Below are 22210 nucleotides of genomic sequence, written 5' to 3'. Positions count from 1 at the left end.
GTGTTTCACCATATGGTGTAATATTACTACAGAGTGAAACAAAAATCAAGGGTAACCATGAATACGGATGATCCCTAACAATACTTTTACCCCAGAGTCAGGACGGACAGGATGTGCGTCGAGTCATAAATCCGCAGATGGGGGAAAATTTTAACAGCGGAGAGTGCAGAGTCCGCACTACTTACCCCCTGGTCAGGTGCCGGTATTTGATGCGATGGGGCTGGTCTGCGGCAGCGCCGAGGCGGGCCTTTCTGTCTGCCTCGTATTCGGAGTAGTTCCCTTCAAACCAGACCACTTTGCTGTCACCCTCAAAGGCGAGTATGTGGGTGGAGATACGATCAAGGAACCACCGGTCGTGGCTGATGACTACGGCACAGCCTGCAAAATTCTCCAGGGCCTCTTCGAGCGCACGCATGGTGTTTACGTCCAGGTCATTTGTGGGTTCGTCAAGAAGAAGGACATTGGCCGGTTCCTTCAGCATACGGGCCAGGTGGACGCGGTTTCTCTCGCCTCCGGAGAGCATAGAGACCTTCTTCTGTTGATCACCCCCGGAGAAATTGAAGCGCGCCACATAGGCGCGTGAGTTGACCTGCCTCTTGCCGAGCTGGACAACATCTGCCTCTTCGGTGATGACCTCCCAGACAGTCTTGTCCGGATCGAGGTCATCGCGGCTCTGGTCAACGTATGCCAGCTTTACGGTCTCTCCGGTCTTAAAAGTGCCGGAGTCAGGCTTTTCCTGTCCGGTAATCATCCGGAAAAGTGTGGTCTTTCCGGCTCCGTTAGGTCCTATGATGCCGACAATGCCGCCCGGAGGAAGGGAGAAGGTCATATCCTCCATAAGAAGATTGTCGCTGTATGCCTTGCTTACGCTGTCGGCATTGATGACGACATCACCCAGACGGGGGCCGGGTGGAATATAGATTTCGAGCTCTTTTGACCGTTTTTCGATATCCTGGCGGAGAAGGGCCTCGTAGGAATTGATACGCGCTTTGGATTTTGCATGACGGCCCTTGGGAGACATCTGTATCCACTCAAGCTCGCGCTGCAGGGTCTTCTGCCTCTCGCTCTCTGACTTCTCCTCCTGCTGCAGACGGTTTTTCTTCTGCTCCAGCCACGAGGAGTAATTACCCTTCCACGGAATCCCCTCTCCCCGGTCCAGTTCCAGAATCCATCCTGCAACGTTGTCAAGGAAGTAGCGGTCATGTGTCACTGCAATGATGGTGCCGGGGTAGCTTTTGAGGTGATGCTCCAGCCAGGCCACTGTCTCGGCATCAAGGTGGTTTGTGGGCTCGTCCAGCAGGAGGATGTCCGGCTTCTGCAACAGGAGTCTGCAAAGGGCCACACGGCGCCTTTCCCCTCCTGACAGAAGCCTTACCGGTGTGTCTCCTGGAGGGCAGCGCAGGGCATCCATGGCCATCTCCAGACGTGAGTCCAGATTCCACGCATCCAGGGCATCCAGCTTCTCCTGCACCTCTCCCTGACGTTCAATAAGCCTGCTCATCTCATCATCAGACATCGGCTCGGCAAATTTTTCATTAATCCGGTTGTATTCGTTAAGGGCGTCGACTGTCTCCTGCATCCCTTCTTCAACGCTCTCCCTCACGGTCTTGGTGTCATCAAGTTCCGGCTCCTGCTCAAGGAAGCCCACGGTGTAGCCGGGTGCTATGACCGCTTCCCCGTTGAATTCCTTGTCTTTTCCCGCAAGGATACGGAGAAGGGAGCTTTTTCCTGATCCGTTCAGGCCGATGACGCCGATCTTTGCCCCGTAGAAGTAGGAGAGATAGATATCTTTCAGTACCGGCTTCTTGTCGTAATACTTGCTAACCCCTATCATGGAGTAAATAATCTTGTTCAGTTCTTTGCTCATCCTCTTTAAAATCCTCTCTTTCTGTCCCTGAAGTGTTTTTCAGCCTGTCAAAAATGTAACTTGAAGTATACCATAATTCAGGGATTATAGCCTGAAACAATCCCTGACAGCTATTGCCGTAAATTGCTGCCGGAGACAGTCTTTATCTGACATACAGGCAGCATTAAACCTAACCGTTTGATTATTAAGTATCTTTAGTCAACCTTAAAAAAACTCTTGACAAAGGTCTTATCAGGTAATATAATAATTTTTAGATAGGGAGGAAAGGATGACGACTGGTGTGAAAGACTATTATGAGGTACTGGGAGTAAGCAAGGACGCCTCTCAGGATGAGATAAAAAAGGCGTTCAGACGTCTTGCACGCAAATACCATCCTGACCTGAATCCGGGAGACAAAGGGGCGGAGATGCAGTTTAAGGAGATAAATGAGGCATATGCAGTCCTTGGCGACCCCAAGAAGAGGGCTGAGTATGACAGGGTTGGGCCTGCAGGGTTTAAGGCCCCCCCCGGGTTTGAGGAGTTCAGGACGAATGACTTTACGGGAAGAGGGTTTGAGGCTCCCGGATTTGAAGACCTTTTCTCGGACTTTTTGGGTACACGGACGGGTTTCAGGGAGGCCCCGCTCAAGGGGGCTGACCTTATCACAAGAATGACCCTGACCCTTGAGGAGGCCTTTTCAGGTGTTACGAGGCCAATAACAATAAGCCATGGGATTACTTGTCAGAGGTGTGGCGGTAGTGGTGCCGAGGGGGTTACGAGCTGCGCGAAGTGTGGAGGGACAGGGAAGTTAAAGAGCCGGAAGGGGTTTTTCAGTGTAAGTCAGACCTGTCCTGACTGTGGAGGCACAGGGAGGAAGGTAACAAGGCTCTGTCCTGATTGCAGGGGTAAGGGGACAATATTAAAGACCGAGACCGTCAAGGTGAAGATACCTGCCGGTGTGGACAATGGCTCAAGGGTGAGACTGAGGGGCAAGGGTGAGCCAGGTGTGGCCGGAGGTCCCCCTGGTGACCTGTATATAGAGATTGAGATACTCCCACACCCGATATTCAGGAGGGAGGGAAACGACCTGTATGTGGAAGTGCCGGTGACGATCCCTGAAGCTGCGCTTGGCGCAAAGATAGAGGTGCCGACCATTGATGGCATGACAAAGATGACCCTGCCACCCGGCACGCAGGGCAGCCAGAGGTTCAAGCTGAAGGGCAAGGGATTTCCATCCCCCAAGACAGGCAAGAGGGGAGACCAGTACGTAAATATAAAGATAGTAATCCCAAAGGAGCTCTCTTCAGAAGACAAGAAACTTTTCAGGGAGATCGAGAGATTGTATAAAGAGAATCCAAGGCAAAGGATGGTGAGGCGATAATGGTGGAAAGGGACAGGGAACATCCACTTTATATGATCAGTGTTGTTGCCAGGATGCTGGGCGTTCATCCGCAGACCCTCCGGCTCTATGAGAGGGAGGGCTTGATTACGCCCAAGCGGGTAAGGAGACAGCGGCTGTATTCTGATGAGGATATCGAGAGGCTGCACCTTATACTGGAGCTCACGCGGGACCTGGGGGTTAACAAGGCAGGGGTTGATATTATCCTCAGAATGAGGAGAAGGCTTGTGGCGCTGCAGAGGGAGATGGACTCCATGCTGCAATGCCTTGAAGAAGACAGGAGGAGGGAATTTGAAGAGAGGATCAGGAGGATTTTCAGAGATTAAGGCAGGAGGTGAGGAATTATGAGAATGGATAAATTGACAATGAAATCACAGGAGGCTATTCAGGAGGCCCAGAGGGTAGCTGAGGCAAAGGGGAATCAGGAACTTCAGCCTGAGCACCTGCTTGTCAGTCTCTTGTCCGATGATGAGGGAATACCGGTACAGATCCTGCAGAGGATAGGTATTGACCTGACCCTGTTAAGGAAAGATGTTGAGGCCGAGATAGACCGTTTTCCAAAGGTGATGGGTGCAACCCCGATGGGGCAGCTATACATCTCTGCAAGACTCAAAAAGGTCTTTGACGAGGCCTGGAAACAGGCAGAGCACCTCTCGGATGAGTATGTGAGCACTGAGCATCTGCTGCTCGGCATCGTGACCGAGGGAGGGCCTGCATCCGAACTGCTTCAGAGGTATAATGCCACGGAGCAGAAGATTCTCGAGGTTATGCAGGAAGTCAGGGGTGTTCACAGGGTGACGGATCCGAATCCGGAAGAAAAATATCAGGCGCTCAAGCGCTATGCACGGGATCTCACCGAGCTTGCCAGAAAGGGAAAACTCGACCCGGTTATCGGAAGGGATGAGGAGATAAGGCGGGTGATGCAGGTACTTGCAAGGAGGACCAAGAACAACCCCGTCCTGATAGGCGACCCGGGTGTTGGAAAGACGGCAATAGCAGAGGGTCTTGCACAGAGAATCGTTGCCGGAGACGTCCCTGAGACACTGAAGGACAAGAAGGTTATCGCCCTTGATATAGGGGCGCTGATAGCCGGCTCAAAATTCAGGGGTGAGTTTGAAGAGAGGCTGAAGGCCGTTTTGAAGGAGATTGAGCAGGCGGCAGGCAACATAATACTCTTTATTGATGAGATGCACACCATTGTGGGCGCAGGCGCTGCAGAGGGTGCCATAGATGCCTCAAATATGCTGAAACCCGCGCTTGCAAGGGGTGAGCTGAGGTGTGTCGGTGCCACTACCGTTAATGAATACAGGAAGTATATTGAGAAGGATGCAGCCCTTGAGAGAAGGTTTCAGCCCGTATATGTGGGAGAGCCCTCGGTAGAGGATACCATATCCATACTCAGGGGACTGAAGGAGCGTTACGAGGTTCATCACGGGGTAAGGATAAAGGATTCGGCACTTGTGGCAGCGGCAGTGCTTTCAAACAGGTACATCACGGACAGGTTCCTTCCGGACAAGGCGATAGACCTCATTGACGAGGCTGCTGCAAGACTCAGGATGGAGATAGACAGTATGCCCACAGAGCTTGACGAGATAGAGCGGAGACTGAGGCAGCTTGAGATAGAGAAGCAGGCTGTGATGAAGGATGATTCAAAGGATGCAAAGGAAAAACTGGAGAAACTGCAGAAGGAGATTGCAGAGCTTGAAGAAAAGAGGAATGCCCTCAGGGCCCAGTGGTTGAGTGAGAAGGAGATCATACAGAGGATAAGGGAGCTGAAGGAGCAGATTGAGCAGGCCAGGATGGAGTCTCAAAAGGCTGAACGTGAGGGCGACCTTACAAGAGCGGCAGAGCTGAAATACGGAAAGCTGATCGAGCTTCAGAAGGCGCTTGAGGAGGAAAACAACAAGCTTCACGATTTTCAGACCCGCAGGCGTCTGCTCAAGGAAGAGGTGGATGAGGAGGACATTGCAGAGGTCGTCTCAAAGTGGACGGGTATTCCTGTAAGCAGGATGCTCGAGGGTGAGACAGAGAAACTCCTGAAGATGGAAGAGAGGTTAACCCAGAGGGTTGTGGGTCAGGACGAGGCTATCAGGGCTGTTTCCGATGCGGTCAGGAGGGCAAGGGCTGGCATACAGGACCCGAACAGGCCGATCGGTTCGTTTATATTCCTCGGTCCTACAGGTGTTGGAAAGACGGAGCTTGCAAGGGCCCTTGCCGAGTTCCTCTTTGACGATGAGAATGCACTCATCCGGATAGATATGTCCGAGTATCAGGAGAGGCATACCGTCTCCAGGCTGATAGGTGCACCTCCCGGCTATGTCGGGTACGAAGAGGGTGGACAGCTTACCGAGGCCGTCAGGCGGAGGCCCTATTCAGTGATACTTTTTGATGAGGTTGAGAAGGCGCATCCGGAGGTCTTTAATGTACTGCTCCAGCTCCTTGACGACGGAAGGCTTACCGACGGCCAGGGCAGGACGGTTGATTTCCGCAATACCGTCACCATAATGACCTCGAATATCGGGAGTCTTCATATACAGGAACTGCTTGAGGCGAGGGAGAAGGTGCCGGGTACCCACTGGAATGCAGACGATGACAAGGAACTGAAGGAGCGTGTGATGGAAGACCTGAAGAAGTTCTTCCGTCCTGAATTTCTTAACAGGGTGGATGAGATAATAATCTTCAACCCGCTCAGCAAGGAGCTGCTTAAGCAGATAGTCGAGATACAGATAAACAGGATGAAGAAGTATCTGAAGGAGAAGAAGATGGACATCCTTCTTACCGAATCAGCCAGGGAACACCTTGCAGAGATCGGATACGACCCTGTATACGGTGCAAGACCGCTGAAGCGGGTGATCCAGAAAGAGGTGTTGAACCCGCTGGCAAAGCTTCTCCTTGAGGGGAAGGTTTCCGAAGGGGACACCCTGGAGGTTGATTACAAGAATGGTGAAATGGTCTTTGAAAAGGTTGTTGTAGCAGAGATGGCTGCGTAGAATTAAAGACTGTTGCGGGTTGCGGGTTCAAGGAAGAAGACTGTTGCGAGTTGGGGGGTTGATGCAATAACGAGGGCCTTTGGCCCTGGAATAAAGGGCGGGGGCTTTGTCCCGTCCGTATTGCAAGGAGGTGGTAGATATGTCGGTTGTTAAATGGTCACCCATGAAGGAGCTTGAAGACATGAGGAGGGATATGGAGAGATTGTTTGAGGACTTTATTGAGCCTCTTCCCCGGAGGCGCCGCAGATGGTGGGGCAAACCCGCGGAGGGCGGCATGATTGTGCCGAGTATCGAGATGTACGACCGGAAGAATGATATAGTTGTAAAGGTGGAGGTCCCCGGAGTTGACAAGAAGGACATAGACCTCACCATAACCGAGAATAACCTTACCATAAAAGGTGAAGTCAGGAGGGAGGAAGAGGTCAAAGAGGAGGACTGCTATGCGGCTGAACTGTCGTATGGCAGCTTTGCCAGGTCGATCCCCCTGCCTGTGGAGGTGGATAGCACAAAGGCAAGGGCCACCTACAAGAACGGTATACTCGAGATAGTCCTCCCGAAAAAGGAAGAGGCAAAACCAAAAGAGATAAAGGTGGAAGTGTCTTAGAAGTATCCCGGTATCCGGGGTAAGGACTGGGACGGCTCCTCTTTCAGAGGGCCGCCCCATTTTGTTTCGTATGGCATTATTCAGTCCGGATTCTTCAGTACGGGGCTGTTGACATGACCGGGCTGAGCGGCTCGATTTTGTTGTTCTTTATGCGCCAGTTGTAAATCTCTTCCATATCCTTGTATATCTGGAATATCTGGAAAAATCCGTGCCACTGTGTGTAATCCGGGCCATCCATGGCAGTCCCGTGACGCGCCCTCCTGCCGGCATGGTGCCAGAGGTAGTAATTAAGCTCCTGGAAGGCGTCGCTCCATTTGTCTTCTTTCAGGAGGCCCCTGGCCTTGAGGTCCTTCATCATCTTTTGGGCACTGTCGTAATAGTAATTATAAAGCCCTACTGTCCTGTCCAGCTTTGCAAAGTGGCTGTCGATCTGGACCTTGCTGTGGCAGTTGCTGCAGACCCTCCTCATGAGTGTGCGCCCCTTTTCTCCGTCGCCGCGTTCACCACTGCGCACCACGCTTTTTGGATGGACCAGGTCCCACTTCAGGCGTTCGGTGACATTGTGTGTTGAGCTCAGGTCACCGATACCGCTCATATGGCAGGTTGCGCAGGTGGGTGCTGAGTAATCGCCGGGCTCCCAGGAATCAACAGGAGAGTCCCAGTTCCAGTTCTCTCCATCAGTAAGGTAGAGTTTGCCGTGGCTGCTTTCGTAATAGATCTCAATGTCGGGATGGTCCGGGCCTATATGGCACTTGGCGCAGGCCTCGGGTTTCCTTGCCTCGGAAACCCTGAATTGGTGCCGGCTGTGGCAGACCGTGCAATTACCGACTCCCCCGTCAGGATAGCGCATGCCTATGCCGCCTGGCCAGCTGTCGTCAGTGGGTTTCCTGTCAGCCTTGAGCTTCACCTCCGTGCCGTGGCACATCTGGCAGCCGCCCTGCCTGGCAGCCAGGGTGCGCGGGTCTCCCTTCGGTATGCCGGCAAACTCGCCTCCCTCCAATTCGTACATAAGTTTCTTATACTTCTCTTTCTCTATTACCGGCGCACCTGCAAGCCCGGCATGGGCACTCCGGCTGAATTGCTTCACCTCGGAAGGGTGACACCCTTTGCAGGTTTCCGGAGAGACCATGGGGGATGTATAAACTCCCGGCATCTCCTCTTTGACTCCCTCACACTGGCTGGCCATTGGAGAGTCCTTTTTGACCACATGGCAGTCGTAGCAGGAGACCCCGGCACGGGCCATCGTGCTGCCCTTCCAGTTTGCAACGATGCCGGGGGTCTCCCTGGTATGACAGTCAATGCATTTTAAAGCCGCAGCCGGGAAACCCTGCAGCGTCTCCGCCCTTTTCCCGGATACATCTGGATGCCCGGCCTTTTCAGCCCGGACCGGCGTGCCCGAAAAAGCCATTGAAATCAGTAAAAACAGGCCAAAACAAAGAAACTTTCTAACCCCCTCCATACTCACCCTCCTTTAGACGATTTTCAGTCAGAACGTCTCCTGTTATCCGTAGTACTACGAAGGATAAATTTCCGGAACCGCTTTCAGGCAAGTGGTTCCCCCCCTGCTTGTTAGACGACCTTACTTTATTTCAGGGTATCATGTGTTTCAGCATCTGTCAATCCAAAGCCCCACGTACCCCCTCCTGACAAACATAACCATCGGAATTACTCAGAAGGAGCTTGCCAAAGCACTGAAAACGTCCTTCAGAGCAGTCAATGAGACCGTTAATGGCAAAATCATAGAAGGAATAACCACCCCCTACCCGATCCTGCAACTAACCGGATAAAGCCTTTCGGCCTTAGCCCTGCCTTTTGAGTAGGCATGGTAGTTTCTTGGCCGCAGAGACAACAGGACAAGGTCCTCTCTGCTGTCGCCGGTCCCTCAACTAATCTCTGAAAGGACCGGCTATTGAGTCACTATTAAGTGTTTGATGTCCCCTTTAAGATACGGAAAAGCTTATTTGTCGGATTCCGCTTACAGACCCCTTTTGCCCTTGACACCAGGAGGACTTATAAGGCTTAGACAAATAGCTCCACTCTGAAATCATCTCTTGTTAAATTATGCTTTCGAGGTCTAACCCCGGGTGACTATTTGTTCTGTTGAAAACGATTCCATCTTGCAATCACCTTACTTTTGCCTGTTTCAAGGTTACCGTTTCCAATTTCTTTAACCTTGGTTTCCACTGCACTAACCATAGCAGTCCTTTCGGCATCGGTGAAATAAGGCTTAACAAACTCATGAACAGAACCACCAATCCGCGGTCCGCGCAATGAATCATTAAGATAATCGGCACCGTATTGGGCGTATTGGTATAGGATATAATCTGCCATGTAGTCGTAAGCAAGTTGCAAGTGGTCTTTCCCAGCATTGTAAGAAGCCTGCTCACCAACGGTATTGCATTCGCCTGAGACACAGTCCACAGCAGGGCTTATGAATTTCGTGGTCATCTGGGCCAAGGTATAGAATATTTTCGACGTTGGTATCACAGCCCCGGACGGAGTAAGGGTAGCTGTATAAACATCATCCCCATGCGGCATGCTTCTATCCACAGAGGGAAAGACTGGACGACTATGAGTTCCATTGTTTAGGTTAATGTCAGCACGTTCTACAGGTATGTTCACACTTCTTAATACTGCGCCATAGAGACCTGATGTACCCCAACAACCCGCTGTTTTATGACGCTTGCCCTCAAGAGGGTATAGTACCTTGTCTGCAGGCGGGGGTCCCGGGTAACCGTACTGCTCAGTGTAATCATCACTACCTGAGATATGAATTAGATGCCCCCTCATCCAGTTGGTAAGCGCATAAATTGTCTCAAGCTGAGTTGATTTAATCATTTTCAAATTGGAAACGACTTCATAGGAGATTCGGGGATTCCAAGCTGTAATCGCACCCATAAGATAACTGTTGAACTTATACTTGTTTGTGACCGGATGATAAGTCATCAATTTGCGACTATCAAGTAAATATGCAAGCTGTTCATCGGGAAAATCAACCAAGTGCCAAGATACTGCTCCATGCACTTCAATCCACAGCGATTGAGCTATATGGGCAATATAAATCTGCCAAGCATCTGATGCTGAAATGTAGCCGCCGCTCAACAAAGCAGGCGGTGTGGAGAGTGCTTGAGGTTCCCCTTTTTCCAGCCTCAATATTGCATTGTTGAGGTCGGCCTTCCGGCTTGCGGTCCAAGATGGGTAGTTTTTAATACCCCCGCTGCCTTCCCAGATAATATTGGTCTTAATCTTTGGCTGAGACAAAAGTGTTGCGTAAGGTACTATTGACGGACCGCTGGGGAGTATCTCTTCCCGCACGTTATTAGTATTATCGATTTCATCAAAGAGATGATTGGTATTTAATAATACACGAACGTTGCTGTTAGGACTAATCACGATAGGTGGGTTGGGGGTAATAATTGTTTCACCTCCTCCTGCTGTCAGAGATGGCAAAGTTGGAGTAAGATCTGCAGCCACACTCTCATTAACAATTACTCTCATTCTCACTTCAAGATTTGATGGAGAATTTGCAGGGCCAATATTCTTAACTACAATTTTCAGTTTATTGTCAGAGTCTGTATAAAGGTTGCTAACAATGAAATCTGGTCCATTTTTCGCCGGAGGTGTCATAGTGCGAGACAGTGTGTTTTGGAATTCGTTTGACTCGTTAACTTCGTTTTCTGAGTCTATGAAAACAGCAATGCGACGGTTGCTTCCACTCATTCGAAAGTTGGTACGAATGGTCAGGCTACCATTAGGAGTGCGAAACGATTGGTCAGCAAGATTAGAGAAGCTGTATCCACCGACCGAGCGACCATCTATGTAGATTACTAAATTTCCTTTGTTTGCTGGAACTTCTCCATCACCTTCATTCTTAAAAGACACATTAAGCACGTTATCAGAGTCAAAGAACAGACCTTTCGGTACTAAATCTGGTTTCGTTGGTATACAACCTGCAACCACAGCGAGCAAACAGAGCAGCAAACAATTTTTAATAATTTGGATATGTTTTACCTTCATCGCATAATCCCTCCTTTTAATTAAGTATGCCTATCAATGATGTGCCATTGCCATTTTAAGCTTATTCTATGGTTACGTGAAAGAATATCATGGATTGCAGGGCATGTCAAGCACGCGAACGGCTTCCTCAAAAACGAAACACAGCCTCCTGAGGAAGGAAAAATCATGAGGCTGTGTTGGGACTGACGGTGCAGGAGAGGCAAGAGGTTATGACTGAGGCGGCAGGGGAAAAAAGAAAAAACTTAAGGCTGAGGATAATGATGTACTTTAAAAATGTACTTCGGAAGAAGATACTTGATTGCGGAGGAGGCCCTGCAAGCTTCAACAGTGCCCTGGCTGAAAGGGGCATATATCCTGTTTGCAGGTTTTCTGACACAGAGAGCAGACAGAGGATCAATGAAACATGATGAGTTCACATGGAATCACATCCGTTCAGTAGAAGAACTCGGCCTATCCAGCCGGGTTTCTTTTGAAATCCGAACGGTTCTGATATAATCAGTGCTAACAGCCTCAGATGGCGAATGAGAAAGGGAACGTATAATGAGGAGGAACCATCTGCATTACCCCTAACACGTACAAGGCTGAATTCAGGATTTAAAACTCAGAACATTTAAACAGGAATTGCAAAAAAGCAGAAAAAACATGGCAAACCCAATTGGATAACTGGATTACATCACTGACTGAACTCACCGGCACCCTGGCCGGCTATGTGTGGGGAATACCCTCAATCGTGCTCCTTGTCGGCACCGGTCTTTACCTCACAATGCGCCTCCGTTTCATCCAACTGCGCGGGTTTAAACACTCCATCCAGTTGATATCCGGTAAATACGACAGGGCTGGCGACCCGGGTGAGGTCACCCACTTTCAGGCACTGTCCACTGCATTATCAGCAACCATCGGCACAGGCAACATTGCAGGTGTGGCTACAGCCATAGCCTTTGGCGGCCCCGGTGCGGTCTTCTGGATGTGGATCACGGCCCTGGTCGGCATGGCAACCAAGTATACCTCATGCACCCTCTCCCTCAAGTACCGTGTTATCCACCCTGATGGTGAGGTATCGGGCGGCCCCATGTACACCCTGAAGAACGGCCTCGGCATGCCCCGCACAGGGGCTGTCTTTGCGGTCTTTGCACTTATTGCATCATTCGGCATAGGAAACATGGTCCAGGCAAACTCTGTTGTGGACGGTCTCAGCTTTGTCATTCCACGGGCTTCTGAATTTAAACTCGTCCTTGGAGTCATCATGGCTATGGCGGTCGGCCTTGTTATCATTGGCGGCATCAGGCGTATAGCCGGTGTTGCCTCGCGTATCGTCCCCTTTATGGCCATTGCCTACTGTGCCTCGGCCCTCTTCATCCTGTTTCTGAATATGGATAAAATCCCGGCAGCCTTTATGACGATCTTCAACCACGCGCTTAACCCGTGGGCAGCCGGGGGCGGGGCTCTCGGTGCTGCACTTCAGTACGGTGTAGCGCGCGGTGTGTTTTCGAACGAGTCAGGGCTTGGCTCTGCCCCAATGGCGCATGCCGCAGCACGAACCAAAGAGCCCGTGCGTGAGGGCCTTGTTGCCATGATAGGGCCGTTTATCGATACCATAGTCATATGTACCATGACCGCCCTTGTAATCATTGTTTCAGGGGCGTGGGGAGATGCAAGACCGGAGGCCCTTCAGGGCGCGGCACTGTCGGCATATGCCTTTCAGCAGTCTTTGGGACAGGCAGGGGCATGGATCGTAGGGTTCGGCCTTGTCTTCTTTGCATACTCCACAATCATAGCATGGTCATACTACGGTGACCGCAGCGCTGAATTCCTCTTTGGAGAGCGGGCCGTAATGCCTTACCGTATCATCTATACAGTGCTTGTCGTGGTGGGGGCATACGTGCCGTTAAAGCTCGTGTGGAATTTTGCCGATATTGCAAACATGCTCATGGCAGTACCGAACCTCATAAGTTTAATCCTGCTCGCCGGACTTGTTAAGGAACTCGGCAGCGAATATTTCAAGCGAATGAATCCCTGAGGAGGCCTGATATTTTCAGGGCAATACTTTACAGCATCCTGTCCTTTCTCGTCATAGTAACAGCCTACATCTACCTTTACGACCATGAAGGGCAAGGGCATAGTGAAACCTTGTCCCTGAAACAGGAAAACGCCCTTCAACCTGTCACTGCAGGGGTGCAGGAGGGCAAGACTCCTGAAACACCTGAAGAGCCGGCCCCGGTCCCACTGCCCCAAAATGAGTTGACCCCTTCAGGGGAAGACGGGAACAGGGAGATTGTACGGCAGGCTGTAAAGAGTTTTAATTCCGGTGATTACGAGGGCGCCATTGAACTCCTCAAAGGGCTTTCAGACAGAGACGGCAAGGCGCTTCTGACCATCGGGCTTTCATATTACAAACTCGGGGATTACGACAATGCGATAAACTTTCTTGAAGAGGCAGCAGAGAAGGACGGCAATGATTTTCTTGCAAGAAAATTCCTCGCCTTTGCCTACTACAGGCAGGACAACCTCGACAGAAGCCTTTCAAATGCAGAGACCGCTCTCTCCCTGAAGGAAGACCCTGCGCTGAGGAGACTCTATGACAGGGTGAAGAAGGAGATGGAGAGGCAGGAGGATTACGTAAAAGAGGAGACCCTGCACTTCAAGGTCCTCTTCAACGGTTACGAACACGGCAGGCTGAGCAGGGAGATTTTAGGCATACTGGAGGATGCATACAGGTCGATAGGCAGGGAGATGAACTACTTCCCCTCAGACCAGATAACAGTCATACTTTATACGAAAAAGAATTTTTCCGATATCACTCAGGTGCCGGACTGGACAGGCGGCATTTATGACGGCAAGATACGGATCCCGGTAAAAGGGCTCCAGGGCAATGAAGGGGCTTTGAGAAGGGTGCTCTTCCATGAATATACCCACGCCATGATCCATTCGATTACCCGGGAATGCCCCCAGTGGATAAACGAAGGTCTGGCAGATTATTTTTCTGGTGGATATGCCGAAACGGTCGGGCAGGTTATTCCGCTCAAGTCTCTTGAGGGCTCGTTCCTTGGTTTTGACAGGAAGATAGTCGGCATCGCTTACAGGGAGAGTTATTCGGCGGTCTCATTCCTTGTAGAGAGATACGGCCTCTACAGGATGAAAGAGTTTCTTGTCTCCCTTGCTGAGGGCAAGGACCTTGATCAGGCTTTCTCGTCAGCCTTCCCCATGACATATGATGAGTTTGTCTCAACGTGGGGGAGAGGATTGGAGTGATGGAGTGATGGAGGATTGGAGGATTGGAGGGGAACCTTGACAAGAAAGGCATGTAAAATTTTATAGTATATGACATTTCTGTAGTTCGGTTTTCAAGAAAAGGAGAAGAGATGGCAAGCACACACAAACTCCCTGTTGGGTCATGCCGGGCAATTCTGGAAACAGCCCTGTATGCCAATTCCACAAGAAAGACCTCAATGGCTGAACTCTATAAACTCTCAACCACGCAGCCTGAGATAATAGTAACATCAGAGCCCATGTACAAACCCGAACAGCTTGGCCTGCCGAAGAATGCCAGGGTGCTTGTCTCACAGGACGGCAGGGTGGTGGGACGTACTGCCAGGGCGAGGAGACTCGTCAGGGAGATGGGTAAGGACAGGGAGATGTACCTGGGCATACTCCGAGAGGTTGTCTATCAGTTTAACCGCAGAGAGGGGCTCCGGCTTGAAGGTATTGTTGGATTGCATACGGATTTCATGCTCAAGGCCCACCTTCTGAGCCCTGCAACAGATGCAAAGAACATGCTTGACTGGGGCCTGAACTTTACCCCCTGGATGGAGCCATGGACAGAACTCTTTAAAAAATCACGGCTGCTTGATGAGCCGGACATCCTGGTCTTTGCAGACCCTGAATGGAGCCATCCCGATTTCCCCGACGGGCTCGTGATCGTGGATGAGGCCGAGAACTGTGTGGGGATACTCGGTATGCGTTATTTTGGAGAAAGGAAGAAGGCAACCCTTACCCTGGCCTGGAGCTGTGGTGTAAGGCACAATATGGTGGCCTGCCACGGGGGCATTAAAAAGATAGGCAATAAACCACCTGTAGCGGTTTTCGGGCTCTCGGGATCAGGAAAATCATCCATTACAAACAGCCATGATCATGCCGGAACCCTCACGAAGTCCGAGAAGGTGACGGTTATTCACGATGATGCCTTCCTCATAGACCTTGACAACAATGTATCCGTTGCCCTTGAACCGAGTCTCTTTGACAAGACGGACGCAGTTGAATTTCGTGATCCCCAGATAAAGTATTTTTATACTGCCCAGAACGTGGCTGTAACCATGCTGCCCGACGGCACCAAGAGGCTCGTTCCCTATGATGTAAGGAACCGTAACGGCCGTTGTATAAAATCACGCGACATGTTCAACTACGACAATGCCTGTGAAAAACCCGGCAAGGTTATCTGGCTGCAGAAAGACCCGAGCCTGCCGCCGATATCCAGGGTAAAGTCGGTAGGGCTTGCTGTCACAATGGGAGCATCCCTCTCCACCATGCGGGCAAAGGGGGTTGAGAACGTTGACCCAAAGGAATTGAAAAAGCTTGTTATAGAACCATTTGCAAACCCGTTCAGTGTTCACCCGCTTATCTGGGATTGCCAGCAATTTAAAAAACTCTTCAAGATGGGCACAGAGTGTTATATCATGAATACATACGCCTTTGGAATGCCTGAAAGCCTTATCGACATCCCCAAGGAACTCTCTCTGAAGATCGTAACGGAGCTTGTAAGGGAGAACATTGAGTGGAAGGACTGGAAGTCTTTTCAGGGATTGCAGGTACCCAAAAACGGCAAGGAACTCTTTGGCGCTGATTATGACAAAAAGTACAAGCCCGCAAAGGATAATGAATACCTTGAATACCTCCGTGCCAGGATGCAGGACAGGATAACCTACCTCTCAAACAGGAGGGATATCGACCACGATATGGAGAGTGCCTTCATAGACCCCCTGGTTGAGGCAAGGACGGTAATTGACCGGAGACTCCATCCAATTTAAACCCAATTCGCACAAAGGCATCGGTTCACAGTAAGTGCTTCTGTTTTTTTAAAAAATGGATATAGTTGAAATTATAAGACAGGTCATTCTTATGGCTGTGCCGATACTGCTGGCGGTTACATTTCATGAACTCGCCCATGGGTATGTGGCCTACAGGCTCGGAGACTCCACTGCCAAGGATGCCGGAAGACTGACATTAAACCCCTTAAAACACCTTGACCCTCTTGGCACACTTGTCTTTCTCGTTACCCGCATGATAGGCTGGGCAAAGCCTGTCCCTGTTAATCCCTATAATCTAAGGGATCCAAAAAAGGACATGATGTGGGTTTCAATTGCAGGGCCTGCCGCAAATATGGCCCTGGCAGTGGTTTCGGCAATCCTTTACAAGCTGATGCTGATGCTGCCTGTAACAGAGCCCCTGCTGATAAAGAAGATATTTCTTCCCCTTGCCATGATGCTGCAGATGAGCGTTGTGTTAAACATAGGCCTTGCCGTATTTAATTTAATTCCCGTCCCCCCCCTGGACGGAAGCAAGATACTGTTGGGGCTTCTGCCCGCAAGACAGGCAATAGCCTACAGCCGCATTGAACCCTACGGGTTTTTTATCCTTCTTGCCCTCATTTTTTTCAGGATAACCGATTACGTAATATTCCCGATTATCATATTTCTGAGAAACCTGCTCATTTAGTCATCTCTTCTGTAGAAAAGCCCTGCCCTCTGCCTTCAGATATCCCTGTCCGTCAACCCGGCCATATCCTTATGCAATTGTCCTGCATTATACGTATTGCGCATTTCCTGATATTTCGGCATAAATACGAAAAACAGTAACTTTCCCCATGCAAAATAGCCGGTTAGAGTTGCATATGTTGGCCTTCCTTAATTCTTCAGTATCTTCTTTCTGCCAATCAATCCCTCCAATTTTTCAATATTGCATAGTTTCCTGCAATAATTTCAAAGGATGTCAGATTGACTATTTTGAGACGATTAATAAATCCTAAGTTTACGATGTCTTGCCATTACCGAAGCATTTTTTTAAGGAGAAGATTCGTTGGCCAACTTCATGAAAACAGAAATCCCCGTTTCCGGGACAAGGGTTTCAAAAACATGGTAGTATTTTATGTGCTGCCCCTTTCGACGAGGGTGTTTATGGTCTCATATTTTTTTAAAAAGGAGGGATTTATGAGGAGACTGTTTTTTGTAAATGCTGTTTTAGCCGTGGTTGTAATCGCTTTAACTGTAAGTTGTGCGTATGCCCAGCCGGGAGAAGGGGAGGTTGGCTCACAACAGGCTCGTATGGATGAGGGTGGTATGGTGATGGGGAAGGATGGGGGTGCGGAGATGGCACATGGATTTCCGCATCCTTTTTTTAACCATATGGGTATTCCGGATATGCCTGGAATGGTGTCTGCGAGGATAACGGGCTATCGCCAGGGTTATAGTGGTGAGGATTCGACCGGTGATTATGGATTTCATCTTGAAGCCGGTATTTACAATCGTTTGGGTCTGCACGTTCGTAATAATGCAATCAAGCAAAGCTCGCGCACTGACGTGATGCTGATGTATGCGGTTCTTCAGGATGCCGAGGCGGAAAGTGGTGTCTCTGTATTTGGAGGCGCACTGATTCCATCGGGAACTATTCCGGAGGGTCAGGATGATGTTGTCGGGGCTTTTGGAGTAGCCGGGCGCAAGGTTTTTAAAGACATTGCAATATTTGACGGCAATGTTCACTATATGCCTGAGATGAAGATGGTGGAGCTTGGGTTTTCCGGGATATTTAAGGCCACAGACTCCATGTTTCCGATAATTGAAGTGGCAGGGGAGCTAAAGGAGGATGAAACTATATTTTATCTGTTGCCTGCCTTGAAATTTAAGTTGAAACCAGAGGTGTTTCTTGGCGTGGGCTCCCAGATTGCCCTGACATCAGACAGAGAGTTTGACACTCGGGCACTTCTTCAGATAGACGCTGCATGGTGAGAAAGTCTGTGCCAGGGAGCTTTTCCGATGAAGAGTGTATAATGGAAGAATATAAAACCTTTTGATGGAGGTGTTATGAGAGACACAAAGATTGTGTTGTCAGACAGTGAGATCCCTTCCAAGTGGTACAACATTATGGCGGACATGCCGAACCTTCCAGGGCCGCCACTGCATCCGGTTACAAAACAGCCCATTGGTCCTGATGACCTTGCTGCAATCTTTCCCATGTCACTTATTGAACAGGAGGTGTCAACAGAAAGGTGGATAGAGATACCCGAGGAGGTTTTGAAGACCTATGCCCTCTGGAGGCCGAGTCCCCTGTACAGGGCCCGCAGGCTCGAAGAGGCACTTGGCACGCCTGCAAAAATATATTACAAGTATGAGGGAGTAAGCCCTGCAGGCAGTCATAAACCCAATACGTCCATACCCCAGGCATACTACAACAAGGAGGCCAGCATAAAGAGGATCGCCACAGAGACAGGTGCCGGTCAGTGGGGTTCTGCAATGGCGCTGGCAGGAAGCCTTTTTGGTCTGGACGTCACTGTTTACATGGTGAAGGTGAGTTATAACCAGAAGCCTTACAGACGGATAGCAATGGAGACCTGGGGGGCCACTGTTCATGCAAGTCCTACAGATATCACCCAGGCAGGAAAGAAGATACTTGAGGCAGACCCGGACAGTCCTGGAAGTCTCGGCATAGCCATATCAGAGGCGGTTGAGGATGCAGCAAGCCACAGTGATACGAATTATGCCCTCGGTTCGGTACTTAACCACGTACTCCTGCACCAGACAGTAATAGGGCTTGAAACAAAGAGGCAGTTTGAACTCATAGGAGACTATCCTGATATCATAATAGGATGCTGCGGCGGAGGGAGCAACCTTGCCGGTGTGAGCTTTCCCTTTCTCCGGGACAAGATAAACGGAAAAGAGCTGAGGGTGATGGCCGTTGAGCCTGAATCATGCCCGACGCTGACAAAGGGTGAGTTCAGGTATGACTTTGGCGACACTGCCGGACTGACTCCACTCTCGATGATGTATACCCTTGGACATGATTTTATGCCTCCCGGCATACATGCAGGCGGACTCAGATATCACGGTGATGCACCCCTCCTGTGCCAGCTCTATCACGACGGGTTGATAGAGGCAAAGGCATATCCGCAGACAACGGTGTTTGAGGCGGCGCTGCAGTTTTCCCGCACAGAGGGTATAATTCCTGCTCCCGAGACCTCCCATGCCATAAGGGCTGCCATTGACGAGGCATTGCTCTGCAGGGAAGAGGGGAAGGAGAAGACCCTGCTCTTTAATCTCAGCGGCCACGGCTATCTCGACCTTCAGGCATATGCAGACTACCTTGCCGGCAAACTGACTGATTATGAATACCCTGAAGAGAAGATAAAAGAAGCCCTTTCGAAGTTGCCCGTGATTTAAGCTTAAGGGCGTCGGCTGTTACTGAAGGATCGTCTGGATGAAGAAGTTCATATATATGCTGTGGGGTAGGAGCATTCTTGTTATAAACGCCCTGGAGACATTGAGTCTTGTTGCACGTTCATCACGACTGATATCCCGCCTCACTTTCCGATACAGAACTGACTGAATATCCTGTCCAGGATATCCTCTGTTGTAGTCTCGCCGGCAATCTCTCCCAGCCTGTCAAGGCCGTCTCTCAGTTCAAAGGCCGTTATCTCGTAGGGCATTCCATCTTTGATGGCATCGGATGCCCTTGACAGGGATTCGGTTGCCTGATCAAGTGCCAGTTTGTGCCTCAGGTTTGTTATCATGACCCCATCGGAAGGTGAGCCGCTTTTAAATATCTGAGCCTCTACCTCTTTCTTCAGAGAGTCTATCCCCTCGCCTGTTTTAGCCGATATCCTGACCTTGGGAAGGTCTTCGGGAATAAGGTTTTCCTCGACTGAATGGGGCAGGTCTGCCTTGTTAAGGACAATAATGCTTTTTCTGTCCCGTATCTTTTCAATAATGCTGAAGTCTTCATCTTTCAACGGGGTGTTTATATCAAACATTGCCAGCACTAAATCCGCACCGTCAATAGCCATGAGGCTCCTTCTGACCCCTTCGCTTTCAGCAAGGTTATGGGTCTCCCTGATGCCTGCTGTATCCATTATCCGCAAGGGCAGACCGTTTATGTTCAGGCACTCCTCGATGACATCCCTTGTTGTGCCGGGAAGTTCCGTTACAATTGCCCTCTCCCTTTCAATGAGGGCATTCAGGAGGGAGGATTTCCCGACGTTCGGCTTTCCGATAATCGCCACAGACAGGCCCTCACGGAAGAACCGGGCTTCATCGTATGTTGAAGAGAGTTTCCTGAGTTGCAGGATGACCCCATCTGTTTTCCTGCCCAGTTCAGCCCTGGCCTGCAAGTCCAGCTCCTCTTCCGGGAAATCAATATATGCCTCAATATGTGCGCAGATATCCACAAGGGTGTTTTTTACGGAGGCTATCTTTTCAGAGAGTGCTCCGGAGAGTTGTTCAATGGCGAGTCTCCTGCTTTTGTCGGTCCTGGCCCTTATCAGGTCTATTGTTGCCTCTGCCTGGGAGAGGTCTATTCTGCCGTTCATAAAGGCCCTGAATGTGAACTCGCCCGGCTCTGCAAGCCTTGCTCCTTCCTTTGCAGTTAGTTCAAGTACCTTTCTCAGGGGTAGCATCCCCCCATGGCAGTTAATCTCCACTACATCTTCCCTGGTATAAGAGTGTGGTGCCCTCATAACGGATAGCAGCACTTCATCGACGGGGGTGATGTTTTCAGGATTGGTGATATATCCGTAAAGTATGGTGTGGGAGCCGGCTTTTGCTGGCGATTTTCCATTGGGTGAGCAGAATATCCTTGAGGCAATATTTATTGCATCTTTTCCGCTTAATCTGACTATACCTATCCCGCCCTCACCTGAAGGGGTGGAGATGGCGACTATGGTATCTTCAAGGTTCATATATGGAGAGTTCCGGGGATTTGTTAACTGTTTTCAGCAACCGTGTCGGGAAATGGATAAAATGATGGGGTGAGCGATGGGACTCGAACCCACAACCGCTGGAGCCACAGTCCAGTGCTCTAACCATTGAGCTACGCTCACCATAATAAAACGACCATTACTCTCAGATCAGGATTATGTATATTTTATCAGAAGCAGCCTGTATTTTGCTAATAGTGGTGCGCCTGGGAGGATTTGAACCCCCGACCCACTGATTAGAAGTCAGTTGCTCTTTCCTGCTGAGCTACAGGCGCATTTGATTGCCTTTTTTTAGAGACTGCATATAAACCCGATTTTCTTCATTTCTGTTTCCGACACTCCATGTGCCGGAATCCGGTCTTTTCATCGCTTCCCTGGTGCCCCGGGTGATTTCGGGGGATGACGGTAAAAAGACGTTTATTGACAGATTCAATATATATTATACCCGGAATTCAAAATGGTCGGGGCGAGTGGATTCGAACCACCGACCCCCTGCTCCCAAGGCAGGTGCGCTAACCAGGCTGCGCTACGCCCCGAACATGTAAGCCTACTAAAAAAGGCCATAAAATGTCAAATTATAATCATGGAGTCAGTAGAAACGTCCTCCGGAATTTTGTATAATAAAATTAAGGATTAAAGAAATCTCCTGTAACTTCCGATATAGTATCAGAGGGGGTCAAAATGAAACAGGTTACAGAAAGGATAGACCCGGAAAGGTTTTTCAGGTATTACATCGTAAAGGTCTGCGAGGAGGCCAGTGTTGATACAAGGGAGAAGTTCCTGCAGATAGAATACCTTTCAAAGATGCTGACCGGCTTTGTTGACCCTGAAAAATACTTTGATGACTCCGGAGACCTTGTAAGGGTTATAGACGTCCTGAAAGAAGAGGCTGAAAAGACAGAGATATCCATTAATGCATACAAAAAGGCAGCGGACAAGATACTCTTCTATCAGAGCTTCTGTCCCGAAGCCTTTAAAAGGCGTTTACTGAGCCTGAGTTTTTATTCAGGTGCTGCAAAGATGTTTTACAGGATTGTGGGTAATTACAGGATTCCCGTTTGTGGTCTTATCTCAATGGAATATTCTCTCTGGAACTTTATACTCAGGTCAACACATCAACGTTATTTCTTCTGAGTGATATGGAAAGAGGACTTTGTGGAGGGACTGATAGACTATGTAAAAGGGCATGGGGACATAAAAGAAATACCCAAGGGAGAGATATGCAAGCAGACGTAATAGTTTAGTACATTAGGGATCTTTTTGGTTCCTCGCTGATTCATGTGGGTAAACGGAAATCAAGTTTTCCCCCAATGAGGTAAATTATGGTAATAAGATTACGTGTTGTGCGGTAGCCTCGCGCCTTTGCCTTGGCTGCCTGGATCAGGCTGTTAATACCTTC

At 49.8% G+C, this 22210-nt stretch carries 17 protein-coding genes and 3 tRNA genes; 12 read left to right on the top strand and 8 right to left on the bottom strand.

Annotated elements, in window-relative coordinates:
• Positions 1–181: 181 nt before the first annotated feature.
• Positions 182–1867 (bottom strand): energy-dependent translational throttle protein EttA, encoded by a 1686-nt coding sequence (ettA, locus tag VST71_05060; GenBank protein MEC4685085.1) that lies wholly within the window; start codon positions 1865–1867, stop codon positions 182–184.
• Between the two features lie 268 nt (positions 1868–2135).
• Here ettA and dnaJ point away from each other — a divergent pair, with 268 nt between their 5' ends.
• The 4 genes from dnaJ (at position 2136) to VST71_05040 (ending at position 6839) form a co-directional block, all read left to right on the top strand.
• The gene (gene dnaJ / locus VST71_05055) at positions 2136–3227 is read left to right on the top strand and encodes a molecular chaperone DnaJ (GenBank protein MEC4685084.1); all 1092 of its coding nucleotides are present in this window, start codon (positions 2136–2138) and stop codon (positions 3225–3227) included.
• Positions 3227–3571, top strand: a complete 345-nt coding sequence (locus VST71_05050) for a MerR family transcriptional regulator (GenBank protein MEC4685083.1) — start codon at positions 3227–3229, stop codon at positions 3569–3571. Before dnaJ ends, VST71_05050 begins: the two co-directional genes overlap by 1 nt.
• A gap of 18 nt (positions 3572–3589) precedes the next feature.
• Complete coding sequence (gene clpB / locus VST71_05045; protein ID MEC4685082.1) at positions 3590–6235, top strand: ATP-dependent chaperone ClpB; 2646 nt, start codon at positions 3590–3592, stop codon at positions 6233–6235.
• A 139-nt stretch (positions 6236–6374) separates the two neighbouring features.
• Positions 6375–6839: an Hsp20/alpha crystallin family protein gene (locus VST71_05040; protein ID MEC4685081.1), complete on the top strand. Its 465-nt coding sequence runs from the start codon at positions 6375–6377 to the stop codon at positions 6837–6839.
• Positions 6840–6933: 94 nt separating this feature from the next.
• On the opposite strand, the gene VST71_05035 is transcribed toward VST71_05040, so the two are convergent.
• Together VST71_05035 and VST71_05030 are read right to left on the bottom strand one after the other, a co-directional pair.
• Positions 6934–8298, bottom strand: a complete 1365-nt coding sequence (locus tag VST71_05035) for a multiheme c-type cytochrome (GenBank protein MEC4685080.1) — start codon at positions 8296–8298, stop codon at positions 6934–6936.
• Between the two features lie 629 nt (positions 8299–8927).
• Complete coding sequence (locus VST71_05030; GenBank protein MEC4685079.1) at positions 8928–10856, bottom strand: CARDB domain-containing protein; 1929 nt, start codon at positions 10854–10856, stop codon at positions 8928–8930.
• A gap of 209 nt (positions 10857–11065) precedes the next feature.
• Between VST71_05030 and VST71_05025 the strand changes: the two genes are divergently transcribed.
• From VST71_05025 to VST71_04995, 7 genes are all read left to right on the top strand, one after another.
• Positions 11066–11263: a hypothetical protein gene (locus VST71_05025; protein ID MEC4685078.1), complete on the top strand. Its 198-nt coding sequence runs from the start codon at positions 11066–11068 to the stop codon at positions 11261–11263.
• 260 nt (positions 11264–11523) lie between these two features.
• Positions 11524–12873 carry a sodium:alanine symporter family protein gene (locus tag VST71_05020; protein MEC4685077.1) on the top strand — a complete coding sequence of 450 codons (1350 nt, stop codon included), beginning with the start codon at positions 11524–11526 and terminating at the stop codon, positions 12871–12873.
• A 110-nt stretch (positions 12874–12983) separates the two neighbouring features.
• On the top strand, positions 12984–14105 hold the full coding sequence (locus VST71_05015) for a tetratricopeptide repeat protein (protein ID MEC4685076.1): 1122 nt from the start codon (positions 12984–12986) through the stop codon (positions 14103–14105).
• A 110-nt stretch (positions 14106–14215) separates the two neighbouring features.
• Positions 14216–15877 carry a phosphoenolpyruvate carboxykinase (ATP) gene (locus VST71_05010; GenBank protein MEC4685075.1) on the top strand — a complete coding sequence of 554 codons (1662 nt, stop codon included), beginning with the start codon at positions 14216–14218 and terminating at the stop codon, positions 15875–15877.
• Between the two features lie 55 nt (positions 15878–15932).
• On the top strand, positions 15933–16565 hold the full coding sequence (locus VST71_05005; GenBank protein MEC4685074.1) for a site-2 protease family protein: 633 nt from the start codon (positions 15933–15935) through the stop codon (positions 16563–16565).
• Between the two features lie 491 nt (positions 16566–17056).
• Complete coding sequence (locus VST71_05000; protein MEC4685073.1) at positions 17057–17851, top strand: hypothetical protein; 795 nt, start codon at positions 17057–17059, stop codon at positions 17849–17851.
• A 75-nt stretch (positions 17852–17926) separates the two neighbouring features.
• Positions 17927–19279 carry a TrpB-like pyridoxal phosphate-dependent enzyme gene (locus tag VST71_04995; protein ID MEC4685072.1) on the top strand — a complete coding sequence of 451 codons (1353 nt, stop codon included), beginning with the start codon at positions 17927–17929 and terminating at the stop codon, positions 19277–19279.
• Positions 19280–19419: 140 nt separating this feature from the next.
• Here VST71_04995 and mnmE read toward each other — a convergent pair whose 3' ends face one another.
• From mnmE to VST71_04975, 4 genes are all read right to left on the bottom strand, one after another.
• Positions 19420–20793: a tRNA uridine-5-carboxymethylaminomethyl(34) synthesis GTPase MnmE gene (gene mnmE, locus VST71_04990; protein ID MEC4685071.1), complete on the bottom strand. Its 1374-nt coding sequence runs from the start codon at positions 20791–20793 to the stop codon at positions 19420–19422.
• Between the two features lie 65 nt (positions 20794–20858).
• Positions 20859–20934: transfer RNA gene (locus tag VST71_04985), tRNA-His, on the bottom strand.
• 75 nt (positions 20935–21009) lie between these two features.
• Positions 21010–21086 (bottom strand) — tRNA-Arg (locus tag VST71_04980).
• 183 nt (positions 21087–21269) lie between these two features.
• Positions 21270–21347: transfer RNA gene (locus tag VST71_04975), tRNA-Pro, on the bottom strand.
• Between the two features lie 145 nt (positions 21348–21492).
• On the opposite strand from VST71_04975, the gene VST71_04970 reads away from it, so the two are divergent.
• Positions 21493–21945 (top strand): hypothetical protein, encoded by a 453-nt coding sequence (locus tag VST71_04970; protein MEC4685070.1) that lies wholly within the window; start codon positions 21493–21495, stop codon positions 21943–21945.
• Positions 21946–22087: 142 nt separating this feature from the next.
• On the opposite strand, the gene VST71_04965 is transcribed toward VST71_04970, so the two are convergent.
• The coding region (locus VST71_04965; GenBank protein ID MEC4685069.1) for a transposase at positions 22088–22210 on the bottom strand (123 nt) is incomplete at its 5' end.

Source organism: Nitrospirota bacterium, from assembly GCA_035873375.1.
GTDB lineage: Bacteria > Nitrospirota > Thermodesulfovibrionia > Thermodesulfovibrionales > JdFR-85 > BMS3Bbin07.
Note: the sequence above shows the minus strand (reverse complement) of the source record. Positions and strands in the feature narration are given on the sequence as shown.

Bases quoted from the DNA above. Each gene is read 5' to 3' on its own strand.
- VST71_05000 (MEC4685073.1), top strand. From the start codon at position 17,057: ATGAGGAGACTGTTTTTTGTAAATGCTGTTTTAGCCGTGGTTGTAATC.
- VST71_05035 (MEC4685080.1), bottom strand. From the start codon at position 8,298: ATGGAGGGGGTTAGAAAGTTTCTTTGTTTTGGCCTGTTTTTACTGATT.
- VST71_04995 (MEC4685072.1), top strand. From the start codon at position 17,927: ATGAGAGACACAAAGATTGTGTTGTCAGACAGTGAGATCCCTTCCAAG.
- VST71_05010 (MEC4685075.1), top strand. From the start codon at position 14,216: ATGGCAAGCACACACAAACTCCCTGTTGGGTCATGCCGGGCAATTCTG.
- dnaJ (MEC4685084.1), top strand. From the start codon at position 2,136: ATGACGACTGGTGTGAAAGACTATTATGAGGTACTGGGAGTAAGCAAG.
- mnmE (MEC4685071.1), bottom strand. From the start codon at position 20,793: ATGAACCTTGAAGATACCATAGTCGCCATCTCCACCCCTTCAGGTGAG.
- VST71_05040 (MEC4685081.1), top strand. From the start codon at position 6,375: ATGTCGGTTGTTAAATGGTCACCCATGAAGGAGCTTGAAGACATGAGG.
- VST71_05050 (MEC4685083.1), top strand. From the start codon at position 3,227: ATGGTGGAAAGGGACAGGGAACATCCACTTTATATGATCAGTGTTGTT.
- ettA (MEC4685085.1), bottom strand. From the start codon at position 1,867: ATGAGCAAAGAACTGAACAAGATTATTTACTCCATGATAGGGGTTAGC.
- VST71_05005 (MEC4685074.1), top strand. From the start codon at position 15,933: ATGGATATAGTTGAAATTATAAGACAGGTCATTCTTATGGCTGTGCCG.
- clpB (MEC4685082.1), top strand. From the start codon at position 3,590: ATGAGAATGGATAAATTGACAATGAAATCACAGGAGGCTATTCAGGAG.
- VST71_05025 (MEC4685078.1), top strand. From the start codon at position 11,066: ATGACTGAGGCGGCAGGGGAAAAAAGAAAAAACTTAAGGCTGAGGATA.
- VST71_04970 (MEC4685070.1), top strand. From the start codon at position 21,493: ATGAAACAGGTTACAGAAAGGATAGACCCGGAAAGGTTTTTCAGGTAT.
- VST71_05030 (MEC4685079.1), bottom strand. From the start codon at position 10,856: ATGAAGGTAAAACATATCCAAATTATTAAAAATTGTTTGCTGCTCTGT.